Here is a 19,638-nt window from a genome sequence, read left to right on the forward strand (position 1 = left end):
CCGCTTCTCGGTGCTACTCGTTGGTGACCGCGAGCACTTCTTCAAGTGACGTCAGTCCCTGCATGACTTTCTTCAATCCTGACTGACGGAGCGAACGCACGCCCTCGGCCTCGGCTTGCTTGGCGATGTCCAGTGAGGAACCGTCGCGAAGAATGATCTTCTGAATTTCCTCGCTGATCGGCATCACTTGGTAAATGCCGACGCGACCTTTGTAGCCACCATTGCAGGCAGAGCATCCGACGGGGTGATAGGGCTTCCAGGTGCCATTGATATCGTGCTCCTTGAAGCCGGCGTCCAGCAACGCTTGTTTGGGCACGTCCGACGGCGCGCGGCAAACCGTGCACAAGCGTCTTGCAAGGCGCTGTGCAGTAATCAAGATTACGCTCGACGCAATATTGAAGGGGGCGATTCCCATATTACGCATTCGCGTCAAGGTCGTAGGGGCGTCATTCGTATGCAGAGTCGAGAGCACAAGATGACCTGTTTGGGCGGCCTTGATCGAAATGTCGGCGGTCTCCAAGTCCCGGATTTCGCCGACCATGATGATGTCGGGATCCTGGCGCAGGAAAGCACGCAGTGCTGCGGCAAAAGTCAGGCCTGCTTTGTCGTTGACGTTGACCTGGTTCACGCCAGGCAAATTGATTTCGGAAGGATCTTCCGCCGTCGCGATGTTGACGCCCGGTTTGTTGAGCATGTTCAGACAGGTGTACAGCGACACCGTCTTGCCGGAGCCCGTGGGCCCGGTGACCAGCACCATCCCATAAGGCCTGGCAATGGCTTGCAGCAGACGCTCCTTTTCGTCGGCGTCATAGCCGAGGGCATCAATGCCCAGCCGCGCACTGCTCGGGTCAAGAATACGGATGACGATCTTTTCACCGAAAAGGGTCGGCAGGGTGCTCACCCGGAAGTCGATCACGCGATCAGGACCGATCTTCAGCTTCATCCGGCCGTCTTGGGGAATGCGCTTCTCCGAGATGTCCAGCCTCGAGATCACCTTGATGCGCGATGCCAACTTGTCCTTGATGACGGTTGGCGGGCTCGCGATTTCGCGCAGTTCTCCGTCGATGCGGAAGCGAACCCGGTAGTTGTGCTCGTAGGGCTCGAAGTGGATGTCAGATGCGCGCATGCTGAACGCGTCGAGCAGCATTTTGTGGAGGAACCGGACGACTGGCGCATCCTCGACCTCGGCGACGGCTTGGTCGGGTGTCTCGCCGGGCGTATCCGTCGAGATCTCGTCGAACTCGAACTCGGAGCCGATGATGCTGTCGATGGTTTCGGAGGCCGTGACGGCCGCCGCTTCGATCATGCGAGAGAGCTTGTCGTACTCGGCGATGACCCAGTCGACGCCCATCTGCGAGGCGAACTTGATCTTTTCGGCAGCTTGCTGGTCGGAAGGATCTGCTGTGGCAACAATGAGACGATTATTGCGCTTGCTGAGCACAACGACCCTGTAGGCCTGACAGAGCTTGGCGTCCAGCAGGTCCTTGGGAAGGCGCTGTGGATCAATGGCATCGAGGTCGAGCAGCGGTGCCCCGAAAGCTGTGGAAAGCGTATGCGCCAAGTCAGCTGCCGACACAGCGCCCGTGCCAGTCAGCTCTGCAATGAAGCTGGTGCGCCCGCTAAGCGACTTCTGATAAATGTCTTCCGCAACCTTGGCGGGGAGTTTTCCAGCCGAGACCAATGCGCGCGCCAAGCCCGGAAGGGCTACAGGCGAGCTTTCTTTAACAAGGGGTTCGGCAGCGGCCATTCAACAATGTAAGAAACGTGAAAAAGTGCTTCACGATCATCGCTGATCACTCCGGGGCTGTAAACCTCTGCGAGGCGTCCGTCGCGGAGCATTTGGCATTTGCAGCTTGAAAGGTGGTTCCGCAGCGAAGATTGTGGGCTCCGGCCTCTGTCAGAAGACGAAAAAGCATCTTAGCAGCAGACCGAGGAGGTCGAGGGAATTGAAGGACCTTCAGGAGATGATCTGCACTTCGCGCCCCCTTGCAGGGCAGGCAGATTGATGTGCTGGGACGTTTGGTTTCCAGCGGATATCTGGTCGGGGTGAGAGGATTCGAACCTCCGGCCTCTACGTCCCGAACGTAGCGCTCTACCAGGCTAAGCTACACCCCGATGTTGCGAAAAAGAGAGTCGTCCTTTGTGGGTGACTTAGGCGCGTCGCTCAAGCAACTGAGCCGCTAATTGTAGCAAACCGGCAGAGTGCGAATTCGCAGGAAAACCATGAAGCGCATCAATGGCGCGCTGAGCTTCTGCGGCCGCAGCATCCCTTGTCGCCTCGAGAGCGCCCGTTTCCCGCACGATGGCGACGATCTGCGGCAACTGCGTTGTGTCGCCAGCTTCGATGGCTGTGCGGATGAGGTCTCGTTGGCGTTGGTTGCCTCGTTGCATTGCCAGGATCAAGGGAAGGGTCGTCTTGCCCTCCCGCAGATCATCTCCGACGTTCTTGCCGGTTTCGTTCGCGTCGCCTGCATAGTCCAGAACATCGTCGATGACTTGGAATGCTGTGCCGAGCGCCTGCCCGTAGGTGGCACATGCCTCTTCGATTTCGGGTGTTGTATCGGCAAGTACCGCGGCAAGGCGAGTGCTTGCCTCGAAGAGCTTGGCGGTCTTTGAGCGAATCACCTTGAGGTAGGCTTCCTCGTCCAGCGAGGCGTCATGCATGTTCATAAGTTGGAGAACTTCTCCTTCTGCGATGACGTTGGTTGCCTCGGCGAGGATCTCCATGACGCGCATGTTGTGTGCGTCCAGCATCATCTGGAATGCACGCGAATAGAGAAAGTCGCCCACGAGTACGCTGGCGGGGTTGCCGAAGTATTCGTTCGCGGTCGGCCGCCCACGCCGAAGCGTTGATTCGTCCACCACGTCGTCGTGAAGCAGTGTCGCCGTATGGATGAATTCCACAACGGCAGCCAAGTTGAAGCGCTGTTCGCCCTTGTAACCCAGTGCACCGGCCATCAGCAGGAGCAGCGCCGGGCGCAGGCGTTTGCCGCCCGCAGAGATGATGTACTTTGACACCTGACTCACGAGCGGAACACCAGTGTCTAGGCGGCGCTCGATGACGAGATCGACTCCGGCCATATCCTCCGCGATCAGGCTGAGGACGCTGGCGACGGGGGAAGAATCTGCGGCGAGAACTGACAAGGCGAGGGCGCTTGCGCGCTGCGAAGGGGGCGACGATGGCGCTGGGCCGGAAGCGCTGATTATAGAGAGGCCAGAGCTTTGCAGGCCTGAGGCGATAAGGTGTGGGTGCTTGGCCAGCAGGTGCATGCTAGAATCTTGGGCTCTGCGGAATTTGCCGTAGAGCCATCTTTTCCCAAGAGGTCCACATGTACGCGGTCATAAAAACCGGTGGCAAGCAGTATCGCGTTGCTTCCGGCGAAAAAATTAAAGTAGAACAGATTGCTGCGGACGTAGGCCAGGAAATCGTGATCGACCAAGTTCTCGCAGTCGGCGACGGCAGCGAAATCAAGGTTGGTACGCCCCTGGTGTCCGGCGCATCTGTAACAGCCACTGTGCTGTCGCACGGCAAGCACGAAAAGGTTCACATCTTCAAGATGCGTCGTCGCAAGCATTATCAGAAACGTCAAGGCCATCGCCAGCAATTCACCGAATTGCAAATTGGCGCGATTGCCGGCTAAGGAGTTGATTCCATGGCACAGAAAAAAGGCGGCGGCTCTACGCGAAACGGGCGCGACTCGAAGCCCAAGATGCTCGGGGTGAAGGCTTTCGGCGGCGAGTTGATCAGTGCAGGCTCGATCATCGTGCGTCAACGCGGCACGCAATTCCACCCCGGCGTCAACGTCGGTGTCGGCAAAGACCATACGCTGTTTGCGCTGGTCGATGGCCACGTCTCCTTCGGGACCAAGGGCGCACTTAACAAGCACATGGTCAACGTGACCCCGGCTTAAGCCAGTCACTTCGATCTTTTCGGAGCCCCGCTTTGCCGGGGCTTCTTCATTTGTAAACTGGATACCTCATGAAGTTCGTTGACGAAGCCTTCATCGACATTGCCGCCGGCGATGGCGGCAATGGCTGCGTGTCGTTCCGTCATGAGAAGTACAAGGAATTCGGTGGACCGAACGGCGGAGACGGAGGGCGAGGTGGCCACGTATTCGCTGTAGCTGATCCGAGCCTCAACACTCTGGTTGACTTCCGCTTTTCGCGCCGACATGAGGCCAAGCGGGGCCAGCATGGGATGGGGTCGGACATGTTCGGTGCCGCCGGCGACGACATCACGCTCAAGATGCCGGTCGGAACCATCATTTCCGACGCGGAAACCGGCGAGGTGCTGTACGAACTGCTGACGCCCGGCGAGGTCATCACGATTGCCAAGGGCGGCGACGGCGGGTTTGGCAACATGCGATTCAAGAGCGCCATCAATCGCGCTCCTCGCCAGAAAACTCCTGGGTGGCCCGGCGAGAAGAAGAGCCTCAAGCTCGAACTCAAAGTGTTGGCCGACGTTGGTTTGCTGGGCATGCCCAATGCCGGCAAGTCGACGCTGATCAGTGCTATTTCGAACGCTCGTCCTCGCATCGCTGATTACCCTTTCACGACGCTGCACCCGAACCTCGGGGTCGTTCGCGTAGGCCCGGAGCAGAGCTTTGTAGTCGCCGATCTCCCGGGACTGATCGAAGGCGCGTCCGAAGGCGCCGGCCTCGGCCACCTGTTCTTGCGTCATCTGCAGCGCACCCGACTTCTTCTGCACATCATCGATCTGGCGCCGTTCGATGAGGGCGTCGATCCGGTGGCCCAGGCGAAGTCGATCGCTGGTGAGCTCAAGAAATACGACGCCGCTCTCTATGAGAAGCCTCGTTGGCTAGTCTTGAACAAGCTGGACATGATCCCCCTCGACGACCGCGCCGCGCGCGTCAAGGATTTCGTCAAGAGATTGCGGTTCAAAGGGCCGGTCTTTGAGATCTCCGCGCTCACCCGAGAAGGGTGCGAGCCTCTGGTGCAGGCGATTTATCAGCACGTCAAGGCTCAACAGGTGGCTGAGCAGCCGCCGACCGAAATCGATCCGCGGTTTTCGTGAGTGCAAGCCAAGGCGGACATTCCAGCAGCCATCCAGTCAGTCATAGCTCCATGCCTTCAAGTTCTGCTTCATCCGTGCTCCACGATGCGCGCCGCATCGTTGTCAAGGTGGGCTCAAGCCTGGTCACCAATGAAGGGCGAGGCCTCGACGAAAACGCCATTGGCGAGTGGTGCCGCCAACTCGCAACGCTGGTGCGCGATGGCCGAGAGGTCGTGATGGTGTCGAGCGGTGCGATCGCCGAAGGGATGAAGCGACTGGGTTGGCGTGTTCGCCCGCATGAAGTCCATGAACTGCAGGCAGCCGCGGCAGTGGGTCAGATGGGTCTGGCGCAGATCTACGAAACGAAGCTGCGCGAAAACGGGATAGGTAGTGCACAGGTATTGCTGACGCATGCAGACCTTGCGGATCGCGAGCGCTACCTCAATGCGCGCTCCACTCTCGTGACCTTGCTTGCGCTTGGCGTGGTTCCCGTCATCAATGAGAACGACACGGTCGTCAATGATGAGATCAAGTTCGGCGACAACGATACGCTGGGCGCGTTGGTCGCTAACCTGGTGGAGGCCGACGCGCTGGTCATTTTGACGGACCAGAAGGGCCTTTTCACTGCAGATCCACGCAAAGCTCCCGATGCTCGCTTCGTATATGAAGCTGCGGCGGGGGATCCTGCACTCGAGGTCATGGCCGGTGGCGCCGGCAGCAGCATCGGCCGCGGAGGGATGATTACCAAGATCCTCGCAGCCAAGCGCGCTGCAGCGTCTGGCGCATCGACCGTGATCGCCTGGGGCCGCGAGCCCGATGCACTGCTTCGGCTCTCGCGCGGCGAGTCCATTGGTACGCTTTTGCTGGCCCAAACCGCCAAACATCAGGCGCGCAAGCGCTGGATGGCCGATCATCTTCAATTGCGTGGCGCCGTATCGGTCGACGCAGGTGCGGCCACCAAGGTGCGCACCGAAGGCAAGAGCCTGTTGCCGATCGGCATGACCGCTGTCGAGGGTGAGTTTTCGCGCGGCGACGTGATCGCCATACGAGATGATCGCGGATTTGAACTCGCGCGTGGTCTGGCCAATTATTCCAGTGCTGAGGCCCGCATGCTCTGCCGCAAGCCGTCAGCGGAATTCGAGCGGCTTCTCGGCTATGTCGCTGAGGCTGAGATGGTCCATCGGGACAACATGGTCCTGATGCCTGGCGCCCACTGACGAATCATTCGGTCTCGCGGATCGGGGCCTTCAGGTATCGAACCATCTCGCTGACGGACGCGCGCGGAGCATGGCCGCGACACAGCCCCTGGTGGGCCAGCGCCTTGGCGTAGCGCGAACTCCTCTCATTGAAATGCTTCCATTCGGGATCGCGCTGCTGTTCCCACGCGCCGTTGCTGAAGTGGGCGTAGGTCTTGTATTGATCGGTTGCGCAGCGGATGCCTTCGTAGAAGGCGTTGAATCCGCCGTTTTCACGATTGGCAGCGACGACCACGTAGCGGACGATGCCGTCGCCTGTCACCTTGATGGTGGCCGGATCGACGCCGAACTTCAGGCTCATGTAGCGTGGCATGTCGATGTCGATCAGCTTGTCCTGAGCGAAGGCGGGAGGTGGGGGCGCTTCGCTTTCCTTCCAGTCGGCGTCGTCGAACAATTGCGCGTGGGCGAGGCTCGAAGCTCCAATCGCGCATGCAATGGCCACGTTCCAGCTAACGCGGCGCATGAAATGGGTCAGGTGTCGAGGGAGAGTCGTTCGCAATATTGGCATTCGGATTCGGGTCGAAGCTGGCACCGGGCGGCAGCTCGAAAGTAGGTTCATGGCCCCCGCCGGACGGGTGGCGCTCAAATTCTCGTGCGCGCACGTTGCTGCGCAGAAAACGGTTGCGGAAATCCTGACGAGGGAGATAGCGGGCGAGTTCGGTCAATGCCATCTCATAGACGCCGCGCTTGAATTCGACGACGACGTCCAGCGGGACCCAGTAGTCGTGCCACCGCCACGCGTCGAATTCCGGATGGTCGGTGGCGCGCAGGTTGAGATCCCAATCGTGACCGATCAACTGCAGCAAATACCAGATCTGCTTTTGACCCTTGTAGTGGCCGCGCGCGTCACGGCGGATGAACCGATCCGGCACCTCGTAGCGCAACCAGTCACGGGTACGGGCCACGATGCGCACATGCTCCGGGTGGAGGCCCACTTCCTCGTGCAATTCCCGGAACATGGCCTGCTCGGGACTTTCGCCGCGATCGATGCCGCCTTGAGGAAACTGCCAGGAGTGTGTACGAATACGCTTGCCCCAGAAAACCTGGTTTCTCTGGTTGAGCAGGATGATGCCGACGTTGGGCCTGAAGCCGTCCCGGTCGAGCATAATCAAACCCCAATTTTTGAACTGAGCCGATTATGCCTGCCGGCTTGCGTACGGCAAGCAGCCAGTTCCGGGCGCTTCCGCCCTGTCATTCGAGCCCTGCCCGTATCCCTCATTTGCGCGTCCAATGAAAGCTTCCCGATTCTTCATTTCCACCCTCAAAGAGGCGCCGGCTGACGCCGAAGTGGCGAGCCACCGTCTCATGATGCGCGCGGGCATGATCAAGAAGCTCGGCACCGGCATCTATACCTATATGCCGATGGGCCTTCGGGTCATTCGCAAGGTCGAGGCAATCGTCCGTGAAGAAATGGATCGGGCGGGCGCGGTCGAGCTGACCATGCCCGTGGTGCAGCCCGCCGAATTTTGGGAAGAGAGCGGTCGATTTCAGGGTTATGGCCTCGAGCTCCTGCGCATCAAGGACCGCCATGAGCGTTCGTTCGTGATCCAGCCGACCAGCGAAGAAGTCGTGACCGACATCGCCCGCCAGGAGATTCGCAGCTACAAGCAACTGCCAAAGAACCTCTATCAGATCCAGACCAAGTTCCGCGACGAGCGGCGTCCGCGCTTCGGCCTGATGCGAGGGCGCGAGTTCATCATGAAGGACGCCTACAGCTTTGATCGCGACCTCGAAGCCGCCAAAGCCAGCTACCGGGTGATGGCAGATGCCTACCGGAGAATCTTCGATCGATTCGGCCTGCGCTACCGTGCTGTGGCAGCTGACAGCGGCGCCATCGGCGGCGACGTGAGCCAGGAATTCCAGGTCATCGCAGCCACCGGCGAGGACGCCATCGTCTATTGCCCCGACAGCGACTACGCCGCCAACATGGAGAAAGCCGAGGCGCTTGCCCCGGCGGGACCGCGCGCCGCTGCGACGAAACCGCTCACCAAGACGCCCACCCCTGGCAAGAGTACCTGTGAGGACGTGGCCGAATTGCTGGGCGTTCCGCTCTCGACCACCGTGAAGTCTCTGGTCCTGGCGACCGACAAGCTAGATGCGGCCGGCAACCTCGTCGGCGTCCAGGTTTGGCTGCTGCTGATTCGCGGCGACCATGAGATGAACGAAATCAAGGTAAGCAAGGTGCCGGGCCTCGACCAAGGCTTCCGCTTCGCCACCGTCGCCGAAATCGAGGATCACTTTGGCTGCAAGCCGGGTTATCTGGGCCCGCTGAACCTGAAGCAGCCGCTCAAGATCGTGGCCGACCGCGAGGTTGCCGTCATGGCCGACTGGATCTGCGGCGCCAATGAGGTCGATTTCCACATGACCGGTGTCAACTGGGGTCGCGACTTGCCTGAGCCGGACCTTGTTGCCGATATCCGCAACGTGGTTGCCGGCGATCCGTCGCCCGATGGGAAGGGTGTTCTGGCTATTGAACGCGGCATCGAAGTCGGCCACGTATTTGTGCTTGGCACCAAATACAGCAAACCCATGAATGCGACCTTTCTCGACGAAGCGGGCAAGCCCCAGTTTCTCGAGATGGGCTGCTATGGCATCGGGATCACCCGGCTGCCGGCCGCGGCGATCGAGCAAAACCACGACGACCGGGGCATCATCTGGCCCGATGCAATCGCACCTTTCACCGTGGTGGTCTGCCCCATCGGCATGGATCGCAGCGCAGAAGTCAAGGTTGCGGCGGAAGCTCTTTACGAGCAACTCCTGGCTGAGGGCGTCGATGTACTGCTCGACGATCGCGGCGAGCGCCCAGGCGCGATGTTCGCCGATTGGGAATTGATCGGCGTACCGCACCGCGTCGTGATCTCCGACCGCGGGCTGAAGGAAGGCCAGTTCGAATATCAACATCGCCGCGATGCGGGTGCGACGAAGGTGCCTGTCAGCGGAATTGCGGATTTCATTGCCGACAAACTGGCTGCGGCATGAACTTGGCGGGGCCCATGGATGCGGCCGGCTTCTCGCGGCGACTCTGTCTGGGCGCTGCGGCCTCCGGCGCGTTGTGCCTGACATTGCCCCGTCCGGCATTCGCCGGCGCACAGATCGAGGAACCGCTCATTGACTCAGTGCGCACTGCGCTGACGTCGGCCATTCGCAACAACGCACCGCCAGTCCCGGAGTTCAAGGACACCGAATCTCGCCTGTCCTATTTGCGCTGGCTCGGCGAAATGAGCGAACGCCTCAAGAAAAAGCTGCCCGACTGGCCGACGCGAAAGGAATTTCTGCAAACGGTCTGGTACGAGGCTCGCCGGGCCGGTCTGGATGTCAGTCTCGTGCTCGGCTTGGTTCAGGTGGAAAGCAACTTTCGCAAGTACGCCATGTCGAGCGCGGGCGCGAGAGGCTACATGCAAGTCATGCCGTTCTGGACCCGAGTGATCGGCGATGGCGATCCGTCGAAGCTCTTTCACATGCAGACCAATCTGCGCTTCGGCTGCGTGATCCTGCGCCATTATCTCGACCGGGAATCGGGTGATCTCTTCATGACGCTCGGCCGCTACAACGGGAGCCGTGGCAAGTCGCCTTACCCCGACGCAGTGTTCGCGAATCAGCGGCTGTGGATGTTCAAGGATCCACGCCGGGATGTGCGGCCGGACTGAGCCTCAGACCTTCGCGGTGATCGCGGCCGTGCGGGTGACCATCACCTGGTCGATTCGGAAACTGTCCACGTCCATCACTTCGAAGCTGTAGCCGGCCCAACTCACACTGTCCGTCCGCTTGGGAACGCGGCGAAGCATCACCATGAGGAAGCCGGCGAGCGTCTCGTACTCGTCCGGGTGCGGCAATTCCTCGATGTCGAGTGCTCGTTGGACGTCCTGGATCGGGGTCACGCCATCAATCAGCCATGAGTTCTCATCGCGCTTCACGATCTGCTGTTCTTCGTCCTGCACGCCGACCAGGTCGCCCATCACTGTGCTCATCACGTCATTGAGCGTGATCACGCCGACCACCAGGCTGTATTCGTTCACGATGATCGCGAAGTCTTCGTGGGCCTGCTGAAATTGTTCGAGGACCTCGGTCAATGACAGCCTGTCTGGAATGACCAGCGCCTTGTGCAATGGCAGGCCGTGCTCGAACGAGAGCGGCTGACCGCTGAGCACGCGCTGGAACATGTCCTTGGCGTCCACGTAGCCGAGAACATGATCGATGTCCCCGTCGCACACCGGGTAGGCGGAAAACGGTTCGGCCACGATGCGCGCGCGCAGCACTGTTTCCGGGTCGTCCCGGAGAAACCAGGCTATGCGCTCCCGCGAAGTCATGACGCTGCTGACTAGGCGCGTATCCAATTCGAACACGTTGGCGATGACTTGCTGCTCGCGCAGCGCAAGAACACCCGCACGGGCACCCGCTTCGGTCATCGCCAGGATGTCGGCGGACGTGATCTTTTCGTCGCGCTGCATGGGCATGCCGAGCACCTTGAAGAGCACGTCGGTGCTGGTGGTGAAGAACCACACCAAGGGCTTGAAGGTGGTGATCAGCACTTGCATCGGGCCGACCATGCGAACTGCAAGCTGCTCCGGGCTGCTCATGCCAAGCCGCTTCGGGAAGAGGTCGGCGAACACGAGGAACACCGCAATGATCGTGACGAAAGAGGCGAGAAAGGCAGCAGTCTGCGCCGCCTCTACGCTCAACCAAAGCTCGAACAAGCGCGCGTAGTAGGGGCTCAGCGAACCTTCGCCGACGACGCCACCGAGGATGGCAACCGCGTTGAGTCCGATCTGGACGACGGTGAAATAGTGGCCCGGCTGCTCCTGGATGCGCATCACGCGCTCGGCGCGCGCGTCGCCTTCGTCCGCCATCTGACGCAGGCGAAGGCGACGAGAAGCGGCCAGGCAGATTTCGGCGAGGGAGAAGAAGGCGCTCGTCGCGATAAGGGCAACGATCACGAGCAGGCTTTGAGTCAGGGTCATGGATCAGTCGATGAAGACCGACATGGTGCCACGAGCCGAGCGCCTTCCTTCCTGAGCCGATCCCTGTGCCTCGCCACGCGTCTACTGCACGAAGCCGATGCGGTTTCGATGCGTGCTGACGCGCGGAAGGTCCTCCACGCGCACCTCGCCCCGGTGCGCCAGACGGGCGTTGCCGAATCCGGTCATCAGCGCACGCCGCATCTCGCGCGGCGAGAGGATGGCGAGCTGGTCGAGAACGTCGTCGGACGGCTCTTCGGCCAGCAGCCGGCCCCAGTCGTGTTCTCCCCGGATCGACGCATACAGTTGGCGCGCGATCTGACGCGACGCATCCGGCGACGGTGCCTCGATCTCGAAGATATTCATCCGGTTCAGGATCGGCTCGGGGATGCTGCGCTCGTCATTTGCAGTGGTGATCCAGATCACTTGGCTGGCGTCGATCGGGACTTCGGCAAATTCATCGACGAACGCATGCGCAGTGTCATGCTCCAGCAGGTTGTAGAGCGCGCCGAGCGGGTCGTATTGGCTGTCGGCACCTGCCTTGTCGATTTCGTCGATGACCATCACGGGATTCGCATACTGACCGTCGACCAAGGCTTCGAACACCTTGCCAGGCTTGGATCCCTTCCATTGTGAAGATGCACCGGACAGCAGCCAGCCGGCCGTCATCGAGTTCATCGGTACCAGCGACATTCCGGTTCCAAGCAGCTCGGCGAGTTTTCTCGCAAAGTGAGTCTTGCCGACTCCTGGCGGCCCAAGCAGCAACATCGGCGTGACTTCCAGGCCGTCGCGGCTGTCTTGTGCGAGCGCAACGTGGCGCCGGACGTCGTCGAGCACTTCTGTGAAGTTTGGCAACTGCGCGTAGAGCCCGGACATCTCGGGAACGCCGCTTGGTTTGACCTGGAAGCGGTCGGGACCGCGTTCGAGCATGCGTTCGTAGGTCGTTCGCAAGTGCTCGTGGTCGCGATCGGGGAGCTTGGCGAGCTTGCGCTCGACGTCATGCGTCTGAAAAACGCTGCGCAGATTGGCGACCGGCAACTGGAACGACGACGCTGGGACGAGACTGCGGGAATCCATGGACACCTCCGGTTTCGAACACTTGGATACAGCATAAGCCGTGCCCGGCGTTCGCAGATGCCCATGTTTTCTCGAATTTGTCGATTTGTCGCAAAGAGTTCAAATACCGCCTTGCGGATGCGTGGGATCGACCCACAGCACGGATTCGGGCTTCTCGACCGGTTCGATGTCGAGGTTGATGGCCACGGCCTGCCCGTCGCTGCGGCAGAGCACGCATTCGAGCGCTTCAGTTTCGCTGGCGTTGATTTCCTGATGCGGCACATACGGCGGCACGTAGATGAAATCGCCCGGACCGGCCTCGGCCGTGAATTCCAGTTTCTCGCCCCATCGCATGCGGGCGCGACCCCGAACGACATAGATCACAGATTCGAGATGACCGTGGTGATGCGCACCGGTCTTCGCATTGGCGTGAATAGTCACGGTACCCGCCCACAGCTTCTGAGCGCCCACCCGCGCAAAGTTGACGGCCGCCGCCCGATTCATGCCCGGCGTCTGCGCCGTGTTGGTATCGAGCTGGTTGCCCGGAATGACGCGCACTCCATCGTGCTTCCAGGCCGGCCCGTCATGGGCGTGCCCATCATCCCCGTGATCATGACTCATGACGGTTTCTCCCATCGTTTTCGTGAAACACCGCGGAACCGGCTTTGCCGGGCCGCGGGTGTTGCCCCCGGTAGGGGGTGCAGAGCCACACGAAGTGGGCGAGGCTGGGGGCGAGCGTCAGGCCGCGTTCAGCATCTGCTGCAATTCGCCGGATTCGTACATTTCCATCAGGATGTCCGAGCCGCCGACGAACTCGCCCTTCACGTAGAGCTGCGGGATGGTCGGCCAGTGGCTGTATTCCTTGATGCCTTGGCGAATGGCATCGTCTTCCAGCACGTTGACGGTCTTGAGTGTTCGCGGGTCAACACCGACGGCCTTGAGGATCTGGATCGCGCGCCCCGAGAATCCGCACATCGGAAAGCTGGCGTTTCCCTTCATGAAGAGGACAAGATCATTGGTCTTGACGAGATCGTCAATGCGTTGCTGGGCATCGGACATGGGTGACTCCTGAGTTTGGCTGGGCGGATTATTTCACCGCGCGCCAGATCCCGCCGGAACATCGCGCGATGCCGGCGAGGTCGTCGCGGCTTTGGGTTTCGCGAAAACCCGCCTGGGAAAGCAACTGTCGAACGGGTTGGCTTTGGTCGTAGCCATGTTCCAGGAGCAGCCAGCCGCCGTCTTTCAGGTGCGCTGGGGCCGAATGGACGATGCGGCGGATGTCGTCCAGACCGTCTTCGCCGGAGACAAGTGCGCCTTGCGGTTCGTGGCGCAGAGCATCGAGATGGATGTCGCCATTGGCGATGTAGGGCGGATTCGAGACGATCAGGTCGAGCCCGCAATTGGCGCCCGCAAGCCAGTCTGCCTGCGCGAAACGCACCGGAAGCCCGAGCCTTGTCGCATTCGCTTGCGCCACCGCAAGTGCATCGGCGCTTGCATCCACCGCCATGACGCGAGCATCGCGACGCACGTGTTGGATCGCCAGCGCGATGGCGCCGCTGCCGGTGCCGAGGTCCAGCACCGCGGGAGCTTCAAGCCCCTCCAGGCACTGCAACGCCCACTCGACGAGCGTCTCTGTGTCCGGACGAGGAACCAGGACGCGGCTGTCGACCTTCAACCTCAGGCCGTGAAACTCTTTTTCGCCCAGCAGATAGGCGACCGGCTCCCCCGCCATTCGCCGTTCGCAAAGTCGTTCAAAGGCGGGCCGGATCCCTTCCGCAAGCGTGTCGGTGTCATGCGCAAGCAACCAGGCGCGCTCGTCCGCGGCGCGTCCCAGCACGTGCAGCAACAGCAGCTGTGCGTCGAGCCTTTCAAGTCCCCGAGCGGCCGCTGCAGCGAGCATGCGAGCCGGCGTCAGGGGTGCATTGGCGTCAGAAGTGTTCACGCGGGCAAGCTGGCTTCGAGCTCGGCCAGTTGCTCGGCCTCACGTGCGGATTGCAAGGCTGCCAACACGTCGCCGAGATCGCCTTCCATGATGGCCAGCAGCTTGTAGAGCGTCAGGTTGATGCGGTGATCCGTGAGCCGCCCTTGCGGAAAGTTGTAGGTGCGAATGCGGTCGCTGCGGTCGCCGCTGCCGACGAGGCCCTTGCGCAGCGCAGCGTCCTTGGCCGCCCGTTCGCTGCGCTCCTTCTCTTGAATGCGCGCCGAAAGTACTTGCAGCGCCTTTGCCTTGTTGCGATGCTGGCTCCGGTCGTCTTGGCACTCCGCGACAATGCCCGTCGGAATGTGCGTGATGCGCACCGCCGAATCGGTCTTGTTGATGTGCTGGCCGCCTGCGCCGCTGGCGCGGAAGGTGTCGATGCGCAGGTCGGCTGGGTTGATCTGCACGGCTTGGGCCTCGTCCGGCTCCGCGAGCGCGGCAACGGTACAGGCGCTGGTATGAATGCGGCCTTGCGTTTCGGTGGCGGGCACGCGTTGCACGCGGTGACCGCCGGATTCGAAGCGCAGCTTGCCGAACACGTCGTCCCCGACGATACGGATCACGACTTCCTTGTAGCCGCCGAGTTCGCTTTCGCTTTCGCTCACGATCTCGCAGCGCCAGCCGACACGGTCGGCATACCGGGTGTACATCCGAAGCAGGTCGCCCGCAAAAAGGGCCGACTCGTCGCCGCCGGTGCCAGCGCGGATTTCAAGAAAGGCGTTGCGTGCGTCATCCGGGTCCTTCGGAAGCAGCAGGCGCTGAAGTTCCTCTTCGAGCTGCGTCAATTCGGCTTCGGCGCTCGTGATCTCCTCCCGCGCCATTTCCGCCATGTCCGGGTCGTCGAGCATTTCGCGCGCCCCGGCCGCATCCGCTTCTCGCTGAAGGTAGCGGCTGTATCGGCCCGCGATCTGCGTGACCTCTGCGTGTTCGCGGGAGATGGTGCGGTACTGCGCCATGTCCGACATGATGTCTTCCCGGGAGAGCAGGAAATCGAGTTCTCCGAGGCGTTGCACGTAGCGCTGGAGCTGTTGACGCAGAAAGGTTTTCACGGATTGAGAGAGGAGAGGGCGGAAGAGAGCGGGACCGGTCGGGATGGGGGCAGGTTTGCGAACCTTCGAGCCGCACGCCACTGGGCTGGCGGCAAGGGTATTTCGGCGGCGCGGCGCCGGAAAAGAAACTCGCTAACGCTCTTTGCGCAGGAAGAGACGCGAAATTGTCTGGGCGGTCTGTTCGCGCGCGGCGGCATCGCCGGCGTGCAGTTCGGCGAGCGCGCCGTGAAGCATCTTTTGCGTGAGTCCGCGGGACAAAGCTTCAAGCACGACTTCGACGCTTTCGCCCTTGGCAAGCAGTTTGCGCGCGCGAGTCAACTCCATCGTGCGCCACTCGTCGGTCTGGGCATTGAGTTGCTGGATCAGAGGCACCGCGCCGCGCTGGTCCAGCCAATGCATGAAGCTCTGGACCCCCGCGTCGATGATGACTTCGGCTTGCGCCACGGCCGCTTGCCGGCTGGCGTGGCCTTGCTGCACGACCTGAGCGAGATCGTCGACGGTGTAGAGATAGATGTCTTCGAGCGCCTTGACCTCGGGCTCGATGTCGCGCGGCACCGCAAGGTCGACCATGAACATGGGGCGGTGCTTGCGCAGCTTGAGGGCACGTTCGACGGCACCCAGGCCAATCAGCGGCAATGTGCTTGCCGTGCAGCTCACCACGATGTCGAACTCGGCCAGGCGTGCCGGAAGATCGGCCAACCGCATGGCTTCGCCGCCAAAGCGCGAGGCCAGTTTTTCGCCGCGCTCCAGCGTGCGGTTGGCGATCACGATGGATTTGGGCTGCCTGGCGGCAAAGTGCGTGGCGGCCAGGTCAATCATCTCGCCAGCGCCGACGAACAGCACGCGAGTGCGTTGCAAGTCCTCGAACAACTGTCCGGCCAACCGAACCGCTGCTGCCGCCATGCTGATGGAATGAGCGCCGATTTCGGTCGCGGTGCGGACTTCCTTGGCAACCGCAAAAGAGCGCTGGAAGAGCTGGTTGAGCGTCGTCCCGAGCGCACCGGCCGTTTCGGCGGCGCGCACGGCGTCTTTCATCTGGCCGAGGATCTGGGCCTCGCCCAGCACCATGGAATCGAGCCCGCTGGCAACGCGGAACGCATGCCGGGCAGCCTGGTCGTCGTGGAGCGTATAGGCGTGGGAGCGGAGCAGCGCTGGCGAGACCCCTCCGCTGTGGGCGAGCCAATCGACCGTATGGTCGAGCGCCAGATGATTCGCGGCACAGTAGATCTCGGTGCGATTGCAGGTCGAGATGATGGCCGCTTCGACGTCGGGGTGCTTGTTGGAGCCGAACGAATGTCGCAGGCTTTGAAGCGTCGGGGCGATCTGATCGATGGCGAACGCGAAACGACCGCGCAGGTCGAGCGGCGCGGTCGTGTGGTTCAACCCGAGGGCCCAGACTGACATAGCCGCTGATTATAAAATCCGCCGCCCATGGATGGGCCGAGCTTCAGAAAATGGCCGTAGCCAGGGCTTCCGATCTCCTGGACGTCGCTTCTCCATGGCCCTCGAATGACCCCGCTGGATCTTTTCAATCACGTTCTCAACTTCGCCGCTCCGGCTTTTGCGGTCGGCTTTTTGTGTGCGCTTCTCGGCCGGTCCGCCATGCGTCGGTCAGGCAAGCCTCTCGCCTTGTGGGTCCAGGGCGGGATCAATTTCGTCGTTGGGTTCGCAGTCCTCCTGGCCGGACTGATCGTCTTCGGCCAGGACGGCAGGATGGCGACCTATGCCGCATTGGTGGTTGCGTGCGGCACCAGCCAGTGGCTCGTCTCCGGAGCTTGGCGGCGCTAGGTCGCAGTGCCGGGCAGCACGCTAGGCGGCGGAGGCGGCACCGCTGCCATCGGGGAGGGGGGTGCCGGCATCCCTGACGGTACCCCGGGGTAGGCGGCCATCGGCATGCCCGCTGCGCGAAGGCCATCCAGGATCGCGAAGAGCACGTCGCTGCGCGCGCCGCCCGCAAGACGCGGGCTCTGCACATAGGCCACCGCCTGGAAGATCATGAAGCCCACCTCGATGCCTTCGAGCGTGACACTCGGTGCCGGGGTGGCGAGCACTGCGGGATGGTTCGCGAACGCGGCCAACATCACTTCGCGTGCGCGGGACGCATCCGTGGTCAGGGGCATCGGAAGACGAATCAGCACCCGGCCTTCGGCGTTCGAGAGCGTCATGTTGCGCACGGTCTTGGTGATGAATTCGGAATTCGGAACGATCATCGTCGAGCGGTCGCCCAGCTGGATTTCCGTCGCACGCACGTTGATGCGGCGGATGTCTCCCTCGGCGTTGCCCAGGACCACCCAGTCGCCGACCTTGACCGGGCGTTCGGCGAGCAGGATCAATCCCGAAATGAAGTTCTGCACGATTGCCTGCAAACCAAAGCCGATACCCACCGACAGTGCGCTGGCCACCCACGCAATGCGCTCGATTCCGACGCCGAGCGCCGACATCGCGAAGGCGATCACGATGATCCCGCCCACGTACCCCAATAGCGTGGTAATCGAGCTCTGCATGCCGGGCTCGAGCGCGGTGGTCGGCAGGAATCGTTTGTCGAGCCAGTTCTTGACAATGCGCAAGGCGATGAAGCCGGCGACGAGCACCGCAACGGCGGCGAAGATGGCGCCGGGCACCAACTGGATTTCGCCAACCTTGACGCCAGTGCCGTACTTGCCGCTGCGTTGGAACACCTCGCCGGGGCTCGTGCCCAAGGGCGTGGCCAGCGCGATGATCATGTAGAAGAACAGCGCGACGCGGCTCAGGCCCGATAGTGCGACCGCGGCTTGATCCAGAGTGCTCGGAGCCAGCCCGAAGCTCAGGTGCAGCCGTTGGCCGAAGCTGCTGCGCGACGACACAACGGCCATGAAGAAGTCGTCCGCGAACTTGAAGAGCACATAAAAGGCCGCCACCACGATGCCCGACCAGTTGAGCTGGCTGGCCAGAAAGCTCGCCATTGCGACATAGCCGATTGCCACCAGAACCCAGATCACGACCAGGATCAGCGTGACCATCCCCAAGAGCACACCGACCCAGAGCGGCCGCTCCAGCGCGTCCGTTGAGGGCGAAGGAGGGGCGTGAGGCTCCTGAGGTGCCGGACCGGGGGCGGCCGTGTCCCCAAGCGCTTCGGAGGCCGGCGCCACCTCGCGCGGGCCGCGCAGCCGCAACAGCATCGCCCCGATGATCCCGGTGAGCGCCAGGGCCGTGACGACGTGCGCGGCCACCACGGCGGCAAAACTGGCTTCGACCAAGGCGTTGATCTGCGTCGGCAACCACACCAATACGGCCACCAGCGCCATCAGCCAGGGGAAAGGCGCGAGGCGAGACGCCATCGCATTGGGGATGGGCGGCAGCCGCCACGAGGGCCGGCCGTTGGCCAGCAAAGCCCGCCCCAGACCCACGACAAAGGCGATGAATACGCTCGACTGCACCATCGCCTGGCCCAGCTTGCGCGTCTTCTCGCCCCATATCTGGTGCAGCTCGAGGGTAGTGAAGACTCCATGCGCCGCCACGCCAACCAGAACGACGTTGGCGGTGACGATCGCGATCACGAGCAGCGAGCGTCGCAGCCTTCCGGCAGGAAGAACGCGCGCGGCAATCCGCGTGAGCACGGTCTCCGCGAGCCAGTTGCCGGGCAGCGCAAGGAGCAGCGCAAGAATCAAGCTCACGAGCACGGCCGAGGCATGGGCGGGCTGTTTCGCAACCTCCACGCCTTGTTCAATCTCGCTTCCGAGTTCGCGCAGCCGGTCGACGTCGCCGGACCACGCCTCGGACATGTCGCCCCAGAATTCCCTTCCGAGCGGAGAAGGAGCGCGTTCGGTCAACTGGGCTTCGAACATGGCCCTGCGCTTGGCGAGAAGGTCGCTGGCGCGTTGCTGGGCGTCAACGGTCACGAGCCGTGCCAAGCGGATGTCGGCGTCCAGCGCGTTGCGTTCCTTGGTCAAGGTGGCGCGGCGACGGGTGATGTCGGGGTTCTCCGCTGGCGCTCCGGCGGGCGGCGGGTTGCCAAGTTCGCCGAGACGCGCGTTCAGATCGTTCAGGTCGCCGGTTCGCGAGGCGATGACTTTCTCCGCGGCGGCGCTGATTCCATTGAGCTCGGTGATGATGCTGGCGACATCTTCAGAGTGCTCGACATCTCCCGGCAGACTGTCGAGCCGGGCGCGGAGGGCCGCGACGCTCGGGGCGACTTCAGTGGCGTCGTTGTCCTGCGCAAGTGCCGCACTTGCCGCCATTGCCGTGCAGCAAAGCATGGCGGCAAGCAAAAGGGCCGCGAGACGTGAGAGCCAGCTCATGTCTTCATCATAGAAGGCGCACAGCCGGCGGACCCGACGAGTTGCGACCCGAG

Annotated in this window: 19 protein-coding genes and 1 tRNA gene; 7 read left to right on the forward strand and 13 right to left on the reverse strand. The window is 62.0% G+C overall.

Going from position 1 to position 19,638, the window contains the following annotated elements:
* Positions 1–13: 13 nt before the first annotated feature.
* From pilB to AC1DEK_RS12330, 3 genes are all read right to left on the reverse strand, one after another.
* Positions 14–1,747: a type IV-A pilus assembly ATPase PilB gene (pilB, locus tag AC1DEK_RS12320; RefSeq protein WP_478125515.1), complete on the reverse strand. Its 1,734-nt coding sequence runs from the start codon at positions 1,745–1,747 to the stop codon at positions 14–16.
* Positions 1,748–2,038: 291 nt separating this feature from the next.
* Positions 2,039–2,115 (reverse strand) — tRNA-Pro (locus tag AC1DEK_RS12325).
* A gap of 36 nt (positions 2,116–2,151) precedes the next feature.
* Positions 2,152–3,144 carry a polyprenyl synthetase family protein gene (locus AC1DEK_RS12330; protein WP_478125516.1) on the reverse strand — a complete coding sequence of 331 codons (993 nt, stop codon included), beginning with the start codon at positions 3,142–3,144 and terminating at the stop codon, positions 2,152–2,154.
* A 185-nt stretch (positions 3,145–3,329) separates the two neighbouring features.
* Here AC1DEK_RS12330 and rplU point away from each other — a divergent pair, with 185 nt between their 5' ends.
* From rplU to proB, 4 genes are all read left to right on the forward strand, one after another.
* The gene (gene rplU, locus AC1DEK_RS12335; protein ID WP_478125517.1) at positions 3,330–3,641 is read left to right on the forward strand and encodes a 50S ribosomal protein L21; all 312 of its coding nucleotides are present in this window, start codon (positions 3,330–3,332) and stop codon (positions 3,639–3,641) included.
* 12 nt (positions 3,642–3,653) lie between these two features.
* Entirely contained in the window at positions 3,654–3,911 is a 258-nt protein-coding gene (gene rpmA / locus AC1DEK_RS12340) for a 50S ribosomal protein L27 (protein ID WP_478125518.1), read from the forward strand.
* Positions 3,912–3,979: 68 nt separating this feature from the next.
* The gene (gene cgtA / locus AC1DEK_RS12345) at positions 3,980–5,035 is read left to right on the forward strand and encodes an Obg family GTPase CgtA (RefSeq protein WP_478125519.1); all 1,056 of its coding nucleotides are present in this window, start codon (positions 3,980–3,982) and stop codon (positions 5,033–5,035) included.
* 50 nt (positions 5,036–5,085) lie between these two features.
* Complete coding sequence (gene proB / locus AC1DEK_RS12350; protein ID WP_478125520.1) at positions 5,086–6,231, forward strand: glutamate 5-kinase; 1,146 nt, start codon at positions 5,086–5,088, stop codon at positions 6,229–6,231.
* Positions 6,232–6,235: 4 nt separating this feature from the next.
* On the opposite strand, the gene AC1DEK_RS12355 is transcribed toward proB, so the two are convergent.
* Complete coding sequence (locus AC1DEK_RS12355) at positions 6,236–6,733, reverse strand: CNP1-like family protein (protein ID WP_478125521.1); 498 nt, start codon at positions 6,731–6,733, stop codon at positions 6,236–6,238.
* Positions 6,720–7,376 (reverse strand): RNA pyrophosphohydrolase, encoded by a 657-nt coding sequence (locus AC1DEK_RS12360; RefSeq protein ID WP_478125837.1) that lies wholly within the window; start codon positions 7,374–7,376, stop codon positions 6,720–6,722. The genes AC1DEK_RS12355 and AC1DEK_RS12360 overlap by 14 nt, the downstream gene beginning before the upstream one ends.
* 124 nt (positions 7,377–7,500) lie before the next feature.
* Between AC1DEK_RS12360 and AC1DEK_RS12365 the strand changes: the two genes are divergently transcribed.
* Both AC1DEK_RS12365 and AC1DEK_RS12370 read left to right on the forward strand, forming a co-directional pair.
* A complete protein-coding gene (locus AC1DEK_RS12365; protein ID WP_478125522.1) occupies positions 7,501–9,249 on the forward strand; it encodes a proline--tRNA ligase in 1,749 nt (582 codons plus the stop codon).
* Positions 9,246–9,917 carry a lytic transglycosylase domain-containing protein gene (locus tag AC1DEK_RS12370; RefSeq protein WP_478125523.1) on the forward strand — a complete coding sequence of 224 codons (672 nt, stop codon included), beginning with the start codon at positions 9,246–9,248 and terminating at the stop codon, positions 9,915–9,917. Before AC1DEK_RS12365 ends, AC1DEK_RS12370 begins: the two co-directional genes overlap by 4 nt.
* A gap of 3 nt (positions 9,918–9,920) precedes the next feature.
* On the opposite strand, the gene paeA is transcribed toward AC1DEK_RS12370, so the two are convergent.
* The 7 genes from paeA to hemA all read right to left on the reverse strand — a co-directional run bounded on the left by paeA (position 9,921) and on the right by hemA (position 16,712).
* Positions 9,921–11,228 carry a polyamine export protein PaeA gene (gene paeA / locus AC1DEK_RS12375; RefSeq protein ID WP_478125524.1) on the reverse strand — a complete coding sequence of 436 codons (1,308 nt, stop codon included), beginning with the start codon at positions 11,226–11,228 and terminating at the stop codon, positions 9,921–9,923.
* An 81-nt stretch (positions 11,229–11,309) separates the two neighbouring features.
* Positions 11,310–12,302, reverse strand: a complete 993-nt coding sequence (locus tag AC1DEK_RS12380; RefSeq protein WP_478125525.1) for an AAA family ATPase — start codon at positions 12,300–12,302, stop codon at positions 11,310–11,312.
* 99 nt (positions 12,303–12,401) lie between these two features.
* On the reverse strand, positions 12,402–12,902 hold the full coding sequence (locus AC1DEK_RS12385; protein WP_478125526.1) for a cupin domain-containing protein: 501 nt from the start codon (positions 12,900–12,902) through the stop codon (positions 12,402–12,404).
* Positions 12,903–13,019: 117 nt separating this feature from the next.
* On the reverse strand, positions 13,020–13,340 hold the full coding sequence (gene grxD, locus AC1DEK_RS12390) for a Grx4 family monothiol glutaredoxin (protein WP_478125527.1): 321 nt from the start codon (positions 13,338–13,340) through the stop codon (positions 13,020–13,022).
* Between the two features lie 28 nt (positions 13,341–13,368).
* Positions 13,369–14,181, reverse strand: a complete 813-nt coding sequence (gene prmC / locus AC1DEK_RS12395) for a peptide chain release factor N(5)-glutamine methyltransferase (protein ID WP_478125838.1) — start codon at positions 14,179–14,181, stop codon at positions 13,369–13,371.
* Positions 14,182–14,219: 38 nt separating this feature from the next.
* Positions 14,220–15,308, reverse strand: a complete 1,089-nt coding sequence (gene prfA / locus AC1DEK_RS12400; RefSeq protein ID WP_478125528.1) for a peptide chain release factor 1 — start codon at positions 15,306–15,308, stop codon at positions 14,220–14,222.
* Positions 15,309–15,440: 132 nt separating this feature from the next.
* Entirely contained in the window at positions 15,441–16,712 is a 1,272-nt protein-coding gene (gene hemA / locus AC1DEK_RS12405; RefSeq protein WP_478125529.1) for a glutamyl-tRNA reductase, read from the reverse strand.
* A 105-nt stretch (positions 16,713–16,817) separates the two neighbouring features.
* Between hemA and AC1DEK_RS12410 the strand changes: the two genes are divergently transcribed.
* Entirely contained in the window at positions 16,818–17,096 is a 279-nt protein-coding gene (locus AC1DEK_RS12410; RefSeq protein WP_478125530.1) for a hypothetical protein, read from the forward strand.
* On the opposite strand, the gene AC1DEK_RS12415 is transcribed toward AC1DEK_RS12410, so the two are convergent.
* On the reverse strand, positions 17,093–19,585 hold the full coding sequence (locus AC1DEK_RS12415) for a DUF3772 domain-containing protein (RefSeq protein WP_478125531.1): 2,493 nt from the start codon (positions 19,583–19,585) through the stop codon (positions 17,093–17,095). The genes AC1DEK_RS12410 and AC1DEK_RS12415 overlap by 4 nt on opposite strands.
* Positions 19,586–19,638: the final 53 nt, after the last annotated feature.

It is taken from the genome of Variovorax sp. 10N420, assembly GCF_056394705.1.